Genomic DNA, 16,597 nt, shown 5'->3' on the forward strand with positions numbered 1-16,597 from the left:
GCTCAGAAACCCCGGGCCAGGCGGTAGTAGGCCTGGTTCCAGCGCAGCTCGTCGGCGAACCGGCGGGGGGTCGTGTCGGCGTCGATGACGACCAGCTCGGTGCCGACCATCTCGGCGAGGTCGTGCAGCTCCTCGACGCCGACGGCCTGGGACAGCACCGTGTGGTGCGGGGCGCCGGCGGTCAGCCAGGCCTCCGCCGACGCGGCCAGGTCCGGCCGGGGCCGCCACACCGCCCGCGCCACCGGCAGCTTCGGCAGCGGGTACGGCGGCGCGACCACGTCGATCTCGTTGGCGACCAGCCGGAACCGCTCCCCCATGTCGGCCAGGCCGAGCACCACGGCCGGGCCGGGCTGGGCGTCGAAGACCAACCGGACCGGGTCCTCCCGGCCGCCGATGCCCAGCGGGTGGATCTCGACGTTCGGGGTGGCCGCCGCGATGGTCGGGCAGACCTCCAGCATGTGCGCCCCGAGCACCAGTTCCCGGCCGGGGGTGAGGTCGTAGGTGTAGTCCTCCATGAACGAGGTGCCGCCGGTGGTGCCGACGGACATCGACTTGAGCGTGCGCACCAGCACCGAGGTCTTCCAGTCGCCCTCGCCGCCGAAGCCGTACCCGTCGGCCATCAGCCGCTGCACCGCGAGGCCGGGCAGCTGCCGCAGCCCGCCGAGGTCCTCGAAGTTGGTGGTGAAGGCGCGGAACCCACCGGCGTCGAGGAAGTCGCGCAGCCCCGCCTCGATCCGGGCGGCGTAGCGCAGCGAGTCGTGCCGGTCGCCACCGGAACGCAACGCGTCGACCAGCCGGTAGCTGTCGTCATACTCCTTGACCAGGTCGTCGATGCGGGCGTCGGCGACCGCGTCGACGGCCTCGACCAGGTCGTTGACCCCGTAGGTGTTCACCGACACGCCGAAGCGCAGCTCGGCCTCGACCTTGTCGCCCTCGGTGACCGCCACGTCGCGCATGTTGTCGCCGAAACGGGCCAGCCGCAGCGACCGCATCTCGGCGTGCCCGATCGCGGCCCGGGTCCACGCGCCGATCCGGGCGGCGACCCGGGGGTCGCTGACGTGCCCGGCGACGGTCTTGCGGGCGACACCGAGCCGGGTCTGGACGTACCCGAACTCCCGGTCGCCGTGGGCGGCCTGGTTGAGGTTCATGAAGTCCATGTCGATCTCGGACCAGGGCAGTTCCACGTTGGCCTGGGTGTGCAGGTGCAGCAGCGGGGTGCGCAGCGCGTCCAACCCGGAGATCCACATCTTGGCCGGGGAGAACGTGTGCATCCAGGCGATCACCCCGACCGCGCCCTGTACGGCGGCGTCGCGGCAGACGGCGAGGATCTCGGCGCTGGAGGTCAGCACCGGCTTCCAGACCACCCGGGCCGGGACGGCCGGGTCGGCGTCGAGTCGTTCGGCGATCCGCCGGGACTGCTCGGCCACCTGGCGCAGGGTCTCCGGGCCGTACAGGCCCTGGCTGCCGGTGAGGAACCAGACCTCGGCGACCGGGGATGGGTTGGTCATGGGCGTTGCCTTCCGGTGGGGCTGGCGAGGGTTACTTGGTACGGATGCCGACGAGGCGTTGGAGCAGGATGAACACGAACAGCAGGCCACCAATGACGATCTTGGTCCACCACGAGTTGAGGGTGCCGTCGAAGGTGATCAACGTCTGGATGATGCTGAGCACCAGCACCCCGAGCAGGGTGCCGAAGATGTAGCCGGACCCGCCGGTGAGCAGGGTGCCGCCGATGACGACCGCCGCGATCACGTCCAGCTCCATGCCCACCGCGATGAGCGGGGCACCCGACAGGGTGTAGAAGGACAGCAGGATGCCGCCGATCGCCGAGCAGAGCCCGCTGATCGTGTAGACCGCGATCTTCGTACGACCCACCGGCAGGCCCATCAGCAGCGCCGACTGCTGGTTGCCGCCGATGGCGTACACGTTGCGGCCCAGCCGGGTGTACGCGAGCACGGCCGCCGCCACGGCCACCACCGCGACGGCGATCAGCGCGCCGACCGAGACGAAGTTCTCGCCGAGATGGATGCGGTGCTGGGCGGTGCTGGTCCAGAAGCCGTCGGTGATCGGGATCGAGGTGGTGCTGATCCAGGTGCACACGCCCCGGGCGAAGAACATCCCGGCGAGGGTGACGATGAAGGGTTGGATGTCGAAGAAATGGATCACACAGCCCATCGCGAACCCGAGGATCGGGCCGATCAGCAGCGCGATCACCAGCACCACGGCGGGGTGCAGCCCGTTGCCCAGCAACGAGGCCGACACCATCGCGGTCATCGCCACCACCGACCCGACCGACAGGTCGATGCCGCCGGTGAGGATCACGAAGGTCATCCCGACCGCGACGACCAGCAGGAAGCCGTTGTCGATGAAGACGTTGAAGACGACCTGGATGTTGGAGAACGCGCGGTACTGGGAGACGCCGATGGAGTACATCACCAGCAGCAGGGCTGCGGTGGCGAGCACCGGTACGTGCCGGGGTGGCACCCGCCACCAGGCACGGCCCGGACGGGCGGCCAACGGGGTCGTGGTCATGCCGGAACCTGCTCCTTCTCTGTGCCGACCGGCTCCACCGGCGTGACCGGGACGCTGCGCCGACGGCGGAACCGCGCCCGGAAGGCCGGGGCCTGGATGAGACAGACCACGATCACCACGACCGCCTTGAACAGCAGGGACGTCTGCGGGTCGATGTTCATGGCGTAGACCGAGGTGGTCAGGGTCTGGATGAGCAGCGCGCCGACCACGGTGCCACCGAGGTAGAACCGGCCGCCGGCCAGCGCGGTGCCGCCGATGACCACGGCCAGGATGGCGTCCAGCTCGACCCAGAGGCCCACCGCGTTGCCGTCGGCGCTGGAGACGTTCGCCGTCATCATGAACCCGGCGATGGCGGCGCAGGCGGCGCTCACCACGTACACCAGGAAGGTGATCCGGCGGGAGCGGATGCCGGCCAGCCGGCTGGCCTCGGCGTTCCCGCCGACCGACTCGATGATCATGCCGAGCGCGGTACGCCGGGTCAGCACCGCCACCAGCACGGTCACCGCGAGGGCGATGACGATGGCGAACGGCAGGGTCAGCAGGTGCCCGACCCCGATCACCTTGTACGGCCCGCTGTTGATGGTGATGATCTGCCCCTCGGCGATCAACTGGGCCAGCCCCCGGCCGGCCACCATCAGGATCAGCGTGGCGATGATCGGTTGGATGCCGATCCCGGCGACCAGGATGCCGTTCCACGCCCCGAGCAGCAGGGCGACGCCGAAGCCGAGGGCCACCGCGGTGAGCACCACGCCCAGGCTGTTCTGGTCGGGCTGCTCGCTGATGTAGAGGCAGGCGACCGCGCCGGCGACCGCCGCCACCGCGCCCACCGACAGGTCGATGCCGCCGGTGGCGATCACCAGGGACATGCCCAGGGCGACCAGGATCAGCGGGGCGCTGAGCCGGACGATGTCGATCAGGCTGCCGTAGAGGTGGCCGTTCTTCAGCTCGACCGACAGGAAGCTCGGCCGGTAGACGGCGTTCGCCACCAGCAGCAGCACCAGCACCACGAGCGGCCAGAACAGCCGGTGACCGGTGACGCCCGCAGCGCGGGCCCGTACGGTGCTCATGCCGGCACCGACCCTTCCTGGGAACTGCCGCTGGCGATGACCTGCATGACGCGGGCGGCATCGAGGGTGTCGTCGTTGGTGATCTCGGTGACCAGCTGCCGGTCCCGCATGACGGCGACCTTGTGGCTGAGCCGGAGCACCTCCTCCAGTTCGGCGGAGATGAACAGCACCGCCATCCCACCGTCGGAGAGCTGCGCGACCAGGCGCTGGATCTCGGTCTTAGCGCCGATGTCGATGCCCCGGGTCGGTTCGTCGAGGATCAGCAGCCGGGGTTCGGTGATCAGCCAGCGGGCCAGCAGCACCTTCTGCTGGTTGCCGCCGGACAGGTTGCGCACCGGCATCTCCGGATCGGCCGGCCGGATGCTCAACGCCGTGATCCAGTGCTGGACCAGTTCGTCCTGGCGGCGGCGCGGCAGCGGCCGTAGCCAGCCCCGGGCCGCCTGCATGGCGAGGATGATGTTCTCCCGCACCGACAGCTCGCCGACCAGTCCCTCGGTGCGGCGGTTCTCGGAGCAGAACGCGATGTCCCGGTCGATGGCGGCCACCGGGTTGCGGATCGTCACCGGGGTGCCGTCCACGGCGAGCCGGCCGGTGTCGGCGCGGTCCGCGCCGAAGAACAACCGGGCCACCTCGGTACGTCCCGAGCCGAGCAGACCGGCCAGGCCGACCACCTCGCCCTGGTGGATGGTGAGGCTGAACGGGGCGACGGAACCGGACTTGCCGAGCCCGTCGGCCGCCACCAGCGGGGTGCCCGACTCCAGGGCCGCCCGGTCCTCGCCGCTGGTCGCCTCGTCGAGGCGTTCCAGGGCGTCCAGCTCCTTGCCGATCATCTTCTCCACCAGCGCGATCTGGGGCAGTTCGCTGGTCAGGTACTCGCCGACGAGCCGGCCGTTGCGCAGCACGGTGATCCGGTCGGCGATCGCGTAGACCTGGTCGAGGAAGTGGGTGACGAAGATGATCGCGATGCCGTCGTCGCGCAGCTGCCGCATGATCCGCATCAGCTGGGCCACCTCGTCGGCGTCCAGGCTGGAGGTCGGCTCGTCGAGGATCAGCACCCGGGCCCGGATGTCGACGGCGCGGGCGATGGCGACCATCTGCTGCACGGCCAGCGAGTAGTTGCCGAGCAGTTCGGTGACGTCGATGTCCAGGTCGATGCGGGCGAGCAGGTCCTTGGCCCCACGGCGCATCTCGCGCCAGTTGACCGCGCCGAAGCGGCGCGGCTCCCGGCCGATGTAGATGTTCTCCGCGACCGACAGGTTCGGCAGGAGGTTGACCTCCTGGTAGACGGTGCTCACCCCGGCGGCGGTGGCCTGCATCGGGCCGGAGAAGGAGACCTGTGCGCCGTCGAGGGTGATGGTGCCGGAATCGGTGCCGTAGACGCCGGTCAGCACTTTGATGAGGGTTGACTTCCCGGCGCCGTTCTCGCCCATCAGGGCGTGCACCTCACCGGGAAAGAGCCGCAGGTCGACGCCGTCGAGGGCGCGGACCCCGGGGAAGATCTTGCTGATCGCGGTCATCGTCAGGACCGGATGCCTCTCCGACATCCCACCGAACCTTTCCTCGGAAGCGGAGGCCGCCGCGCCGAACGCGGCGGCCTCCGGTCGGATCAGTACTTCCGGTTGGGCAGGGCCGCCTTGGCCTGCTCCTGGGTGAAGGTGGTCTCCTCGGTCTCGACCCGGGCGGGGACCTCCTCGCCGGCCTTGACCTTCTTGGCCAGGTCCATCAGCTGCGGGCCGAGCAGCGGGCTGCACTCCGCGATGAAGTTGAACTTGCCGTCGGCGAGCGCCTGCATGCCGTCCTTGACCGCGTCGATGGTGATGATGGTGATGTCCTTGCCGGGCGTCTTGCCCGCCGCGGTGATCGCCTCCAGCGCGCCCAGGCCCATGTCGTCGTTGTGCGCGAAAAGCACGTCGATCTTCGGGTTGGCCTTGAGGAACTGCTCCATGACCTGCTTGCCGCCGGCCCGGGTGAAGTCACCGCTCTGCGAGGCGACGACCTTCAGGTTGGGGTTGGCGGCGATCGCCTCGGCGAAGCCCTTCTTGCGGTCGTTGGCCGGCGCCGAACCGGTGGTGCCCTGCAGCTCGACGATGTTCACCGGACCGGCCGCGGCCGACTTCTCCTTGACCAGCCACTCGCCGGCGAGCCGGCCCTCCTTGACGAAGTCCGAGCCGATGAAGGTCTTGTAGAGGCTCTTGTCGGCCGAGTCCACCGCCCGGTCGGTCAGGATCACCGGGATCTTGGCGTCCTTGGCCTCCTTGAGCACGGTGTCCCAGCCCGACTCGACCACCGGCGAGAAGGCGATCACGTCGACCTTCTGCTGGATGAAGTTGCGGATCGCCTTGATCTGGTTCTCCTGCTTGCCCTGCGCGTCGTCGAACTTCAGCTCGTAGCCGGCCTCGGCGGCCGACTCCTTGATCGAGTTGGTGTTCGCCGTGCGCCAGCCGCTCTCCGCACCGACCTGCGAGAAGCCGATGACCAGCTTGCCGTTGCCGCCGCCGCTGCTGCCGCTGTCGCCGTCGCCGCCAGTGTCGCTGTTGCCGCAGCCGGCGAGTCCGCCGGCCAGCAGGCCGACGGCGAGCATCGCGCCGAGGCCGCGCCGGGTGAGGGTAATACCGGTCTTCGCCATGTGAAGACTCCTTGTACGGGGATGAGGTGGGGGATGGTGCGTGCGCGGAAGGGCCGGCCGGCACGGCACGCCGGACGGACCGGACCTTCCAGGGGTGGTGCATCGGGTTGCGGTGGATCGACCGGTCCGCCGGGGCGGGCCGGTGGCGAGGACGGGCGGTCGGGCGTTACGGCCCCGACTGCCCGTAGACGTTCTGGTAGCGGTCGTAGAGGGAGTCGATGTCGGCCTGGGCCATCGGCACCGGGGTGCCGAGCGTCCGGGCCAGGTGGGCGGTGCGGGCCACGTCCTCGCACATCACGGCGGCCTTCACCGCCGCGCGGGCGTCCCGGCCGATGGTGAACACGCCGTGGTTGCGCATCAGCACCGCCGGTGAGCGGTGCCCGGACAGGGTCGCCACGATGCCCTTGCCGATGTCGTCCCCGCCGATGAGCGCGAACGGACCGACCGGGATCTCGCCGCCGAACTCGTCGGCCTGGGCGGTGAGGTGGCACGGGATCGCCTCGCCGCAGGCGGCCCAGGCGGTGGCGTACCCGCTGTGGGTGTGCACCACGCCGCCGACCTCGGGCATCGCCCGGTAGACGTAGGCGTGGGCGGCGGTGTCGCTGGACGGCGAGAGGTCGCCGTCGACCACGACCCCGTCGAGGTCGCAGACGATCATGTTGTCGGGCCGCAGGTCGTCGTAGGACACCCCGCTCGGCTTGATCACCATCAGTTCCCGGCCGGGCACCCGGGCCGAGACGTTGCCGGCCGTCCAGGCCACCAGGTTGTAGCGCACCAGCTCGCCGTGCAGGGTGGCCACCTGCTCGCGCAGCCGGGCCACCTCGGCGTCGAGGTCGAGGGTCATGCCGGCACCTCCAGGGGGTCGGTGGTCGGTTCGGCGGCGGGCGCGACGGCCGGACGGCGGGCGGCGTTGCGGATCGCCCGCAGCCGTAGCAGCACGTCGTCGCCACCCCGGCCGAAGTGGTCGTGCAACCGGCGGTACTCGGCGTAGAGCGCGTCGTAGGCGTCGGCGCGCTCCGGGTCGGGCCGGTAGACCTCGCGGTCGACCCGGCCCATCGCCGCCGAGGCGGTCGGCACGTCGGGGTACGCGCCGGCCGCGACCGCCGCGTGGATCGCCGAGCCCAGGGCCGGGCCCTGCGCCGAGCCGATGATGCCCAGCGGACGCCGGGTCACGTCGGCGTAGATCTGCATCAGCAGGCTGTTGCCGGTCAGCCCGCCGGCCACGATCAGCTCGTCGACCGGGACGCCCGCCTCGGCGAACGCCTCGATGATCATGCGGGTGCCGAACGCGGTGGACTCCAGCAGCGCGCGGTAGACGTCCGGTGGCCGGGTGGCCAGGGTGAGCCCGACGAGCACCCCGCTGAGGTCGTGGTTGACCAGCAGCGAGCGGTTGCCGTTCCACCAGTCCAGGGCGACCAGGCCGTGCGCGCCGACGGGTTGGGCCGCGGCGGCCTCGGTCAGCGCCTCGTGGGAGTCGAAGCCGGCGGGGGCGGCGTGCTTGACGTACCAGCCGAAGATGTCGCCGACGCCGCTCTGGCCGGCCTCGTAGCCCCAGGAGCCGGCGCTGATCCCGCCGTCGACCACGCCGCACATGCCGGCGACCTCGGCCCGCTCGGTACCGTTGACCACGTGGCAGGTGGAGGTGCCCATGATGGCGACCAGCCGGCCGGGGGTCAGCGCCTGCGCGGCGGCGGCGGTGACGTGGGCGTCGACGTTGCCGACGGCCACCGCGATCCCCTCCGGCAGCCCGGTCCAGGCGGCGGCCTGCGCGGTGAGCCCACCGGCCCGCGCGCCGAGCTGCGCCAGCGGTCCGTCGATCTTGGCGACGAAGTCGGCGAAGCCCGGGTTCAGCGCGGACAGGTACGCCGGGGACGGGTAGTGGCCGTCCTGGAGCAGCCCCTTGTAACCGGCGGTGCAGACGTTACGGGTCTCGACGCCGCACAGCTGCCAGACGATCCAGTCGGCGGCCTCGATCCAGCGCTCGGCGCGGGCGTAGATCTCCGGGTCCTCCTCCAGCAGCTGCAGCCCCTTGGCGTACTGCCACTCGGCGGAGATCTTGCCGCCGTAGCGGCCGATCCAGGACTCGCCCCGGGAGTGGGCCAGCGCGTTGATCCGGTCGGCCTGCGGCTGGGCGGCGTGGTGCTTCCACAGCTTCACCCAGGCGTGCGGGCGGGTACGCAGGTCGGGCAGCTCGCACAGCGGCGTGCCGTCGGCCAGGGTGGGCAGCACGGTGCAGGCGGTGAAGTCGATGCCGATGGCGACCACCTGGGCCGGGTCGACGCCGCTCGCGGCGAGCGCGGCGGGCACCGCCCGGCGCAGCACCTCGCGGTAGTCGTCCGGGTCCTGCAGCGCCCAGTCGGCGGGCAGGGGCTGGCCGTCGGCGGCGAGCGTCGTCTCCATCACCGCGTGGCGGTACTCGTGCACCGCCGTGCCCAGCTCGGCGCCGTCGCCGACCCGCACCACCAGCGCCCGACCCGACAGCGTGCCGTAGTCGACGCCGACGACGTACCGGTCCTGCGGCTTCGCGCCTGCATCCATGCCGTTCTCCGTTCAATCGTTGGGGGCAAGTGTTAGCGCTCACATGGAATCCGTCAAGGCGCATCCATGTAACACTGCCGTAACCATCCTGAGCGGCCCCGGCACGGTATCCACGATCACCGCTCCGACCAGCCATCGAACAGCCGACATACGCCGAAAAGGTGAGCGGTCACATCCGTTCGGTCGGGCCGACCCTTGACACGCCCGCGCGGGCGGTTCCAAACTTCGTGGCGACCGCGCGGCGGGCCCGGAGCCGGGCCGGACGGGCGACGACCGGTCCACCGGCGTCGTCGCGCCCACCTGCCGTGCCCGCGCGCCGGAACACGGCCCTCGTCCGCCCGAGACGGACCACACGGCCTTCGTCGCCACCCGCAGGAGGCCGTATGAGGATCGTCGACGCCCGGGTCATCGTGACCTGTCCGGGCCGCAACTTCGTCACCCTGAAGATCGTCACCGACGAGGGGGTCACCGGCGTCGGGGACGCCACCCTCAACGGCCGGGAACTCGCCGTCGCGTCCTACCTGCGCGACCACGTCGTGCCGCTGCTGATCGGGCGCGACCCGGCCCGGATCGAGGACACCTGGCAGTACCTCTACCAGGGTGCCTACTGGCGGCGCGGACCGGTGACGATGAGCGCGATCGCCGCCGTGGACACCGCGCTGTGGGACATCAAGGGCAAGGTCGCCGGCCTGCCGGTCTACCAACTGCTCGGCGGCCGGTCCCGCGACGGGGTGACCGTCTACGGGCACGCCAACGGTGAGACCGTCGAGGACGTGCTGGTCGAGGTCGCCCGCTACGTGGACCTCGGCTACCGGGCGATCCGGGTGCAGTGCGGCGTGCCGGGCCTGCCGAAGACCTACGGGGTCAGCGCCGACAAGCTGTTCTACGAGCCGGCCGACGCGGCCCTGCCCAGCGAGGCCACCTGGTCCACCGCGCGGTACCTGGCGCACGTCCCGACGGTCTTCGCCCGGGTACGCGACGAGTTCGGCCCCACCCTACGGCTGCTGCACGACGTGCACCACCGGCTCAGCCCGATCGAGGCCGCCCGGCTCGGCAAGAGCCTGGAGCCGTACGCACTGACCTGGATGGAGGACCCGGTCCCCGCCGAGTTGCCGGAGGGGTTCCGGCTCATCCGGCAGCACACCACCACCCCGGTCGCCGTCGGCGAGGTGTTCAACACCATCTGGGACGCCGCCCAGCTCATCCGGGAACAGCTCGTCGACTACATCCGCACCACGGTGGTGCACGCCGGTGGCATCACCCACCTGCGGCGCATCTTCGACCTGGCCGCGCTGCACCACGTGCGCAGCGGCTCGCACGGGGCCACCGACCTCTCCCCGGTCTGCATGGCCGCCGCCCTCCACGTCGACCTGGCCATCCCCAACTTCGGCCTGCAGGAGTACATGCGGCACACCGACGCCACCGACGAGGTCTTCCCGCACGGCTACCACTACGCCGACGGCTACCTGCACCCGGCGGAGACCCCCGGGCTCGGGGTGGACATCGACGAGCAGGCGGCGGCCCGTTACCCGTACGCCCCGGCGTACCTGCCGGTCAACCGGCTGGAGGACGGCACCGTCCACCCCTGGTGACCGCGGGAACGACCGGGACGTCTGGGCATCCGACCCGCCGAGGTCTACCGTACGTACACGGATGGACACGGTGGAGTGAGGATGGTGCCATGACGACAGCACGGACCGGCGCGGGGCGGCTTCTCGCCACGACCGTCGCGGTGGCGGTGGGTGTGGGTGTGGCCGGCGGCCTGTCCGCCGGGACGCCGGCCCGGGCCGGCTCGAACGGGCAACAGGTCTACTTCGACTGGGGTCCCGCCTGGGGCCGCGCCACCCTCGAGGGCACCAACAACAACGGGCAGTACGTGACCTCCCCGTCGATCTACCTCGGTGCCACCGGCTACGGGGCGTTGAACGACTGGTGGTGGAAGGGGTGGGTCACCGTGCACTTCTACTACGCCGACGGGACCAGCCGGGACGACCGTACCTGCTGGGTACCGACCGAGCAGAATGGTTCGGACTGGACCTCCTGCTTCTGACGGCCACCGCCACTCCCTCCGGCGGCAGGAGACCCGGCCCGCGCCCCTGCGGCCGCCGCCAACCACGTCGACACCCCGGCCAGAAGAGGTGGAACATGCGGATACCGACGAGAATCGGCAGGATCGCGGTCGGTACGGCCGTCACGGTGGCCGCCGTGACAGCCGCCGCCCCGCCTGCGGTGGCCGGCTCCAACGGTCAGCAGATCGCGTTCAACTACAGCGGCCCGGCCTACGGGTTCGCCTACCTGGAGGGATACAACCAGTCAGGCGACTGGGTCTACTCCCCCTCGATCCCGCTCGACTCGTCCGGCTACGGTCAGCTCTACGGCTGGTGGTGGCGCGGATTCGTCACCGTCAACTTCTACTACTCGAACGGGACCTGGGCCCGGGGCGGCACCTGCAACGTACCGACCGACCAGTGGGGCGACTGGACCTACTGCTGACCGACCGCCCCCACCGGACGGGCGGGGGTCAGCGCAGCTCCTTGACCCGGATCAGGTTGCCGGCCGGGTCGCGGAAGGCGCAGTCGCGCACCCCGTACGGCTGGTCGATCGGCTCCTGGACGACCTCGGCGGCGCCGGCCTGCACCTTCTCGAAGGTGCCGTCGAGGTCGGGGGTGGCCAGCATGAGCCAGCCGTAGGTGCCCTTGGCCATCATCTCGGCGATGGTCCGGCGTTCCTCGTCGGTGACCCCCGGGTCGACCGCCGGCGGGGCCAGCAGGATCGACGTGCCGGGCTGGCCGGGCGGCCCGACGGTGATCCAGCGCATCTTCCCCCCACCGACGTCGTTGCGGACCTCGAAGCCGAGGATGTCGCGGTAGAAGGCCAGCGAGGCGTCCGGGTCGTCGTGCGGCAGGACGCAGGTGTCGATGGTGAGATCCATGCCGCTCACGCTAGGTGATGACCGGGGCGGGTGCTTCTCGATTCCTGACCGGTCGGGTCACCTGTCTGGTCAGGCACGGCGGCAACTGGGCCGACCCCTGCGCCGCCAGCGCCCGGTAGCTGCTCGGCGGCATACCGACCAGCTCGGCGAAGCGGGTGCTGAAGGTGCCCAGCGACGAGCAGCCGACCGCGAAGCAGACCTCGGTGACGCTGAGGTCGCCCCGGCGCAGCAGCGCCATCGCCCGCTCGATACGCCTGGTCATCAGATAGGAGTACGGTGACTCGCCGTAGGCACGGCGGAACTGCCGGCTCAGGTGCCCCGCCGACATGTGCACGCCCCGGGCGAGCGCCTCGACGTCCAGCGGCCGGGCGTACTCCCGGTCGATGCGGTCCCGCACCCGGCGCAGCCGGGCCAGGTCACGTAGCTGCTGGTCGGGGGCGGATCGGCCGGTCATCCCGTGATCGTGCCAGGTTCCGCCGGCCGACGTCGACGCCACCCCGGGGCGGGTCGGGCGCGGGGTCAGTGGATGCGGCGGCCCCGGGCGTCGGGCACCCCGGACTTGCGGAAGAAGTACGTGTTGACCTGGTCCCGCCACTCGGTCGCGCAGCGCAGCTGCTCGGCGAGACGCTCGGTGACCCGCTCGTGCACCGCCGGATCGATCATCCCGGCGAGCCGGGACCACCGGTCCCGCATCGCCACCACCTCCTCCACCCCCGCGAAGTGGGTGTCGTAGATGTGCTGGATGACCGTGCTGCCGCTGTGCAGCACGTGGGAGTACGGCACGTGGTGGAAGAAGAGCAGCAGCTCGTCCGGGCACTGCTCCAGCGACTCGTACACCTGCGACCAGGGCGGCGGGTACTGGCCGGCGAACCCGGTGCCGGTCGCACAGGTCCGGTCCACCCCGACGCCGTCGCGGTCGGCGAAGTGGTAGGTGCCCCACCGGCTGTACTCGTAGCCGTCGACCCCCGGCCCGTAGTGGCCCGCCGGGTTGACCATGAAGCCGACGCCCAGCGGGGCGGTGTACCGCTCGTAGGTGCGCCACGAGTCGTCCAGCACGGCGTGCAGCGTCTCGCGGACCAGCGCCGGGTCGCCGACCGTCGAGGCCGGGAAGGTCAGGTCGATCCACTCGTCGAGGAGCGCCGCCGGGTCGAGCCGTGGGTCCCAGGCCAGCCGGCCGAAGGCGTACAGGTTGGCCTGGGCCAGTGGATGCCCGCACCAGAACGGGTCGTCGCCCACGTTGGCCACGGCCACCAGGTCGCCGCCCCGGCGCGGCCCCGGGCCGGGCACGTCGGCCAGCACGTCGGCGACGCTGCGCTCCGCCGGCCCCCACGGCCGGAACGCCAGCACCTCGTGCCACCACGGGGCGAGGTAGCAGGCGTGCCACTGCTGGCCGGTGTACTCCTGGGTCACCTGCAACTCGACCGCCAGCCGGGTGGCCGGCATGGCGGCGATCACCGGCGAGACCGGCTCGCGGGGCTGGAAGTCGACCGGGCCGAACTTCACCTGGAGCACGACGTTGTCGGCGAACCGCCCGTCCAGCGGGGCGAAGTGGTCGTACGCGGCACGGGCCCGGTCGGTCGTCCGGTCCCGCCAGTCCTGCCGGTGGTCGTAGACGAACGCCCGCCAGTGCACCACTCCCCCGTGCGGGGCGAGCGCGCCGGCCAGCACGTTCGCCCCGTCGGCGTGGTCGCGACCGTAGCTGAACGGGCCGGGCTGCCCCTCCGAGTCGGCCTTCACCACGTACCCGCCGAAGTCGGGGATGCGCGCGTAGACCCGGCGGGTGGTGCTCTCCCACCAGTCGCGCACCCCGTCGTCGAGCGGGTCGGCGGTGGACAGGCCGCCGAGGACGACGGGGGCGGCGAAGGTCACCGACAGGTGCACCCGGACGCCGTACGGACGCAGCAGGTCGGCGATCTCGGCCACGTCGTCGAGCCGGTCGGTGAGCAGCAGCGCCTCGGTGGGGCCGACGTTGACGTTGTTCACCGAGATCGCGTTGATCCCCATCGAGGCGAGCAGCCGCCCGTACGCCCGCAGCCGCTCCCGGTCGCCGCGTGGCCGGCCGTCCCGCCAGAAGATCGACCCCCCGGCGTAGCCCCGCTCCACCTGCCCCATCACCGGGTGCACCGCCACGTTGTCCCAGTGGTCGAGCATCCGGCGGCGCAGCACCGGCAGATGCACCCGCGCCGGCTGCTCCCCGGTGAAGGCGGCCTCGCCGAGGCGGACCAGGTGGAACAGCCCGTACAGCAGTCCGACCGGGGCGTCGGCCAGCACGACCGTGACGCCGTCGCAGCGGGCCAGCAGGAAGCCCTCGTCGCCCGGCGATCCGCCGTCGGGGCCCGGGGCCGCCGTCGCGGCGGGCGGCACCACCTCGGGCAGCGGTCCCGACTCACGCAGGGCGAGCACCAGGTCGACCGGCCCGGCGACGGTCCGCTGCACCCGTCCGCCGTGCCGCGCGCAGGCGCGGGCCACCTCGTCGTGGACCGTGTCGACGAGCGGACCGTCGCCGTGCACCAGCACCCGACGGGCACCGATCGCCCGGAACGCCTCCGGCGGCAGCCACGCCGGGTGCGGCGACGGTTCCCCCGCTCCGGTGGCGGTGCCGGCGGCCGGGGCGGTGGCGGGGCTGGTCATCGGGTGAAGTCCTTCCGCACGAGGTCGGTCATCGGGGTGGCGACCCGCAGGTACGCCAGGACGAACGGCCCGGCCAGCAGCACCGGCAGCGCCTCGGAGACGAGCACGGTGAGCGCCCCGGCGGCGGCCAGCAGCAGGGCGGTGCCGACGGTGACGGTGGGCGTACGGACCAGGAAGTACAGCGCCAGCCGGAGGACGTCGCGGGTGCGGAAGGTGAACAGCGAGGCGATCACCAGCGCGTTGCCGCCGGCCAGGGTGAGCGCGCCCCCGATCGCGAGCAGCGGCACCGCCCAACCGGTGGGCACGCCCGCGACGGGCAGGTGGGCGAGGTTGACCGCGATGACGGTCAGCCAGAGCAGCAGCGGCACCCAGATCCGCAGCACCTGCGCGACGTTGGCCCGGTAACCCTGCCGGAACCGGGCGGCGGGCCGCAGGTCGGTCAGGTCGGGGCGTTGGTGGTGCAGGGCGTACAGGGCGGCGGAGACGGCCGGACCGACCGGGACCAGGCAGAGCGCCACCAGCGGCAGGTTGCTGGCGTCACGGCCCAGCAGCAGCACCGGGACCAGCCCGGGGAGGGTGGTGAGGAGCAGCAGGAAACCGACGACGAGCACGGTGTACACCGCGGCGGCGGCCCGCGACAACGGGCCGTCGCCTACCTCCCGCCAGGTCTGCGCGCTCACGACCGCTCCTGCCGGTCGGCCGCCGGGGGGCCGCCGAGCAGCCGCGCCTCGTCCCACCACGGCGGGGTCTCGTCGCGGACCGCGGCCAACTCGACGAGGGTGACCTCGTGCCGGGCCAGGTCGAGGTCGAGGTCGACCCGGCCGGCGGTGATCGGCAGGGCGCGGTGCGAGCGGGCCGGTTCCGCGGCCTCCCGCAGGGCGTCGAGCTGCCCCGGGCGGGGGGACCGGGGGCGGCCCATCTCGCTCCAGGCCGTCCAGGCGTTGCCGACGTCCTCGTTGACCGAGGAGCGGAGCAGGAAGGCCGAGGTGACCTCCCCGCCCGTCGTCGGGGCGGGGGCCACCGGCACCGACAGGGCCAGCCGGTGCCGGTCGGGCACCGGGTGCAGGCCGGTGACGTCCACCGGGGCCCAGGCCAGGATGGCGACCCGGCCGTCGGGGTGCCGGGTGACCAGGTGGTCGACGCCCCGCGCGAGCACGTCGCCGCCGAGCCGGGCCAGGAACGCGTACAGGTGGTAGGTGGGTTTCTTGATCTGGCGGTGGGTGAGCAGGCCGAACCCGCCGTGGAACAGCGCGGTCGGCACCCCCACCTCCTCGAACACGTCGCTGAACGTCCAGTACGAGAAGGAGTCGACCAGGTCGCCGCCGGCCGCCAGCACCGGGGCGAGGTAGGCCGCGTGGAAGGCCGTGTCGTGGATCGGGTTGTCCGGCCGGTAGGAGGAGTTGAACTCCGTGATGTGCACCGGCAGGTCGGCCAGCGCGGTGCCGTACAGGTGCCGGCGCGGGGCGGCGAACTGTTCCAGCAGCGACGACGCCGGGGCCAGGGTCTGGTGGGTGCCGAACGGCACGTGCTGGGCGGGACCGGAGGTGTAGGCGTGCCGGCTGACGAAGTCGACAGGCACGTCGTGCGTGGTGACGAAGTCGGCGAAGGGCTCCCACCAGTCGTCCGCGCCGGGCGAGATGGCCGGTCCGCCGACCTGCAACCCGGCGTCGACCTCCTTGACCGCGTGCGCGGTCACCTCGTAGAGGCGGTGGTAGGCGTTCCGGTCGGCGTCCTGCCAGAAGTCGGGCAGGTTCGGCTCGTTCCACACCTCGATCGGCCAGCCGCGCACCTCGTCGAGGCCGTACCGGTCGACCAGGTGGGCCACCGTGGCGCGGACCAGGTCGCCCCACTCCCTGAAGCAGCGGGGCGGGGTGACGTTGCCCTGCCACCAGAACACCGTCTGCTCACCGGAGGCCAGCCCCTCGGGCATGAAGCCCAGCTCCACGAACGGCCGGATGCCGAGGGCGAGGTAGGCGTCGACGACCTGGTCGACGTACGTGAAGGAGTGGTGCACCCGGCGTTCGCCGCCGTTGTGGTAGGGGCGGTGGACGCCCACGCCGTCACTGAGCAGGCCGTGCCCCCGGATGTGCCGGAACCCGATGTCCTGCTGGATGAGGGCCAGCGAGTCCTGGTAGTCGCGGCGCAGGGCCAACTCGAAGCGTCCCGTGCCGACACACCGCCGCCAGGCGTCGGTGAGCCGCCCCACGGGTCGGGCGGGAACGGTGATCCGCATCGTGGTGTCCTCCGGTGCTCGCCGGTCCGGTGCCCGGC

The 16,597-nt window shown here is 71.8% G+C and carries 15 protein-coding genes; 3 read left to right on the forward strand and 12 right to left on the reverse strand.

The genetic code is table 11. The annotated features are described in order from the left end of the window. Window positions 1–2: 2 nt before the first annotated feature. The 7 genes from araA to araB all read right to left on the reverse strand — a co-directional run bounded on the left by araA (window position 3) and on the right by araB (window position 8,763). Window positions 3–1,508, reverse strand: coding sequence for an L-arabinose isomerase (araA, locus tag ACN268_RS08095; RefSeq protein WP_421482512.1), 1,506 nt, complete (start codon window positions 1,506–1,508; stop codon window positions 3–5). A gap of 31 nt (window positions 1,509–1,539) precedes the next feature. After that, window positions 1,540–2,532: a galactofuranose ABC transporter, permease protein YjfF gene (gene yjfF, locus ACN268_RS08100; RefSeq protein WP_421482513.1), complete on the reverse strand. Its 993-nt coding sequence runs from the start codon at window positions 2,530–2,532 to the stop codon at window positions 1,540–1,542. Next, window positions 2,529–3,599, reverse strand: coding sequence for an ABC transporter permease (locus ACN268_RS08105; protein WP_421482514.1), 1,071 nt, complete (start codon window positions 3,597–3,599; stop codon window positions 2,529–2,531). The genes yjfF and ACN268_RS08105 overlap by 4 nt, the downstream gene beginning before the upstream one ends. Next, the gene (locus ACN268_RS08110; RefSeq protein ID WP_421482515.1) at window positions 3,596–5,143 is read right to left on the reverse strand and encodes a sugar ABC transporter ATP-binding protein; all 1,548 of its coding nucleotides are present in this window, start codon (window positions 5,141–5,143) and stop codon (window positions 3,596–3,598) included. The genes ACN268_RS08105 and ACN268_RS08110 overlap by 4 nt, the downstream gene beginning before the upstream one ends. Before the next feature lie 62 nt (window positions 5,144–5,205). After that, window positions 5,206–6,225: an ABC transporter substrate-binding protein gene (locus tag ACN268_RS08115; protein ID WP_421482516.1), complete on the reverse strand. Its 1,020-nt coding sequence runs from the start codon at window positions 6,223–6,225 to the stop codon at window positions 5,206–5,208. Window positions 6,226–6,391: 166 nt separating this feature from the next. Continuing rightward, a complete protein-coding gene (locus tag ACN268_RS08120; protein ID WP_421482517.1) occupies window positions 6,392–7,069 on the reverse strand; it encodes an L-ribulose-5-phosphate 4-epimerase in 678 nt (225 codons plus the stop codon). Next, window positions 7,066–8,763 carry a ribulokinase gene (gene araB / locus ACN268_RS08125; protein WP_421482518.1) on the reverse strand — a complete coding sequence of 566 codons (1,698 nt, stop codon included), beginning with the start codon at window positions 8,761–8,763 and terminating at the stop codon, window positions 7,066–7,068. Before araB ends, ACN268_RS08120 begins: the two co-directional genes overlap by 4 nt. 383 nt (window positions 8,764–9,146) lie before the next feature. Between araB and manD the strand changes: the two genes are divergently transcribed. The 3 genes from manD (at window position 9,147) to ACN268_RS08140 (ending at window position 11,256) form a co-directional block, all read left to right on the forward strand. Further along, complete coding sequence (gene manD, locus ACN268_RS08130) at window positions 9,147–10,355, forward strand: D-mannonate dehydratase ManD (protein ID WP_421482519.1); 1,209 nt, start codon at window positions 9,147–9,149, stop codon at window positions 10,353–10,355. 89 nt (window positions 10,356–10,444) lie between these two features. After that, window positions 10,445–10,813 (forward strand): hypothetical protein, encoded by a 369-nt coding sequence (locus ACN268_RS08135; RefSeq protein ID WP_421482520.1) that lies wholly within the window; start codon window positions 10,445–10,447, stop codon window positions 10,811–10,813. Window positions 10,814–10,959: 146 nt separating this feature from the next. Then, on the forward strand, window positions 10,960–11,256 hold the full coding sequence (locus ACN268_RS08140; RefSeq protein ID WP_421482521.1) for a hypothetical protein: 297 nt from the start codon (window positions 10,960–10,962) through the stop codon (window positions 11,254–11,256). Window positions 11,257–11,284: 28 nt separating this feature from the next. Here the strand turns inward: ACN268_RS08140 and ACN268_RS08145 are convergent, their stop codons facing one another. From ACN268_RS08145 to ACN268_RS08165, 5 genes are all read right to left on the reverse strand, one after another. Next, window positions 11,285–11,695 (reverse strand): VOC family protein, encoded by a 411-nt coding sequence (locus tag ACN268_RS08145; RefSeq protein WP_421482522.1) that lies wholly within the window; start codon window positions 11,693–11,695, stop codon window positions 11,285–11,287. A 10-nt stretch (window positions 11,696–11,705) separates the two neighbouring features. Then, entirely contained in the window at window positions 11,706–12,149 is a 444-nt protein-coding gene (locus tag ACN268_RS08150) for a helix-turn-helix transcriptional regulator (RefSeq protein WP_421482523.1), read from the reverse strand. Between the two features lie 65 nt (window positions 12,150–12,214). After that, window positions 12,215–14,326, reverse strand: a complete 2,112-nt coding sequence (locus ACN268_RS08155) for an alpha-glucuronidase (RefSeq protein ID WP_421482524.1) — start codon at window positions 14,324–14,326, stop codon at window positions 12,215–12,217. Beyond that, window positions 14,323–15,006, reverse strand: a complete 684-nt coding sequence (locus ACN268_RS08160; RefSeq protein WP_421482525.1) for a hypothetical protein — start codon at window positions 15,004–15,006, stop codon at window positions 14,323–14,325. The genes ACN268_RS08155 and ACN268_RS08160 overlap by 4 nt, the downstream gene beginning before the upstream one ends. Beyond that, on the reverse strand, window positions 15,003–16,559 hold the full coding sequence (locus tag ACN268_RS08165; protein WP_421482526.1) for a GH39 family glycosyl hydrolase: 1,557 nt from the start codon (window positions 16,557–16,559) through the stop codon (window positions 15,003–15,005). Before ACN268_RS08165 ends, ACN268_RS08160 begins: the two co-directional genes overlap by 4 nt. Window positions 16,560–16,597: the final 38 nt, after the last annotated feature.

The sequence above is a fragment of the Micromonospora sp. WMMD735 genome (genome assembly GCF_049178995.1).
In the GTDB taxonomy this organism is placed as follows: Bacteria; Actinomycetota; Actinomycetes; order Mycobacteriales; family Micromonosporaceae; genus Micromonospora; species Micromonospora wenchangensis.

Excerpts from the sequence above, each read along its gene's own strand:
- araA (WP_421482512.1), bottom strand. The coding sequence starts at position 1,508 with ATGACCAACCCATCCCCGGTCGCCGAGGTCTGGTTCCTCACCGGCAGC.
- yjfF (WP_421482513.1), bottom strand. The coding sequence starts at position 2,532 with ATGACCACGACCCCGTTGGCCGCCCGTCCGGGCCGTGCCTGGTGGCGG.
- ACN268_RS08105 (WP_421482514.1), bottom strand. The coding sequence starts at position 3,599 with ATGAGCACCGTACGGGCCCGCGCTGCGGGCGTCACCGGTCACCGGCTG.
- ACN268_RS08110 (WP_421482515.1), bottom strand. The coding sequence starts at position 5,143 with ATGTCGGAGAGGCATCCGGTCCTGACGATGACCGCGATCAGCAAGATC.
- ACN268_RS08115 (WP_421482516.1), bottom strand. The coding sequence starts at position 6,225 with ATGGCGAAGACCGGTATTACCCTCACCCGGCGCGGCCTCGGCGCGATG.
- ACN268_RS08120 (WP_421482517.1), bottom strand. The coding sequence starts at position 7,069 with ATGACCCTCGACCTCGACGCCGAGGTGGCCCGGCTGCGCGAGCAGGTG.
- araB (WP_421482518.1), bottom strand. The coding sequence starts at position 8,763 with ATGGATGCAGGCGCGAAGCCGCAGGACCGGTACGTCGTCGGCGTCGAC.
- manD (WP_421482519.1), top strand. The coding sequence starts at position 9,147 with ATGAGGATCGTCGACGCCCGGGTCATCGTGACCTGTCCGGGCCGCAAC.
- ACN268_RS08135 (WP_421482520.1), top strand. The coding sequence starts at position 10,445 with ATGACGACAGCACGGACCGGCGCGGGGCGGCTTCTCGCCACGACCGTC.
- ACN268_RS08145 (WP_421482522.1), bottom strand. The coding sequence starts at position 11,695 with ATGGATCTCACCATCGACACCTGCGTCCTGCCGCACGACGACCCGGAC.
- ACN268_RS08150 (WP_421482523.1), bottom strand. The coding sequence starts at position 12,149 with ATGACCGGCCGATCCGCCCCCGACCAGCAGCTACGTGACCTGGCCCGG.
- ACN268_RS08155 (WP_421482524.1), bottom strand. The coding sequence starts at position 14,326 with ATGACCAGCCCCGCCACCGCCCCGGCCGCCGGCACCGCCACCGGAGCG.
- ACN268_RS08165 (WP_421482526.1), bottom strand. The coding sequence starts at position 16,559 with ATGCGGATCACCGTTCCCGCCCGACCCGTGGGGCGGCTCACCGACGCC.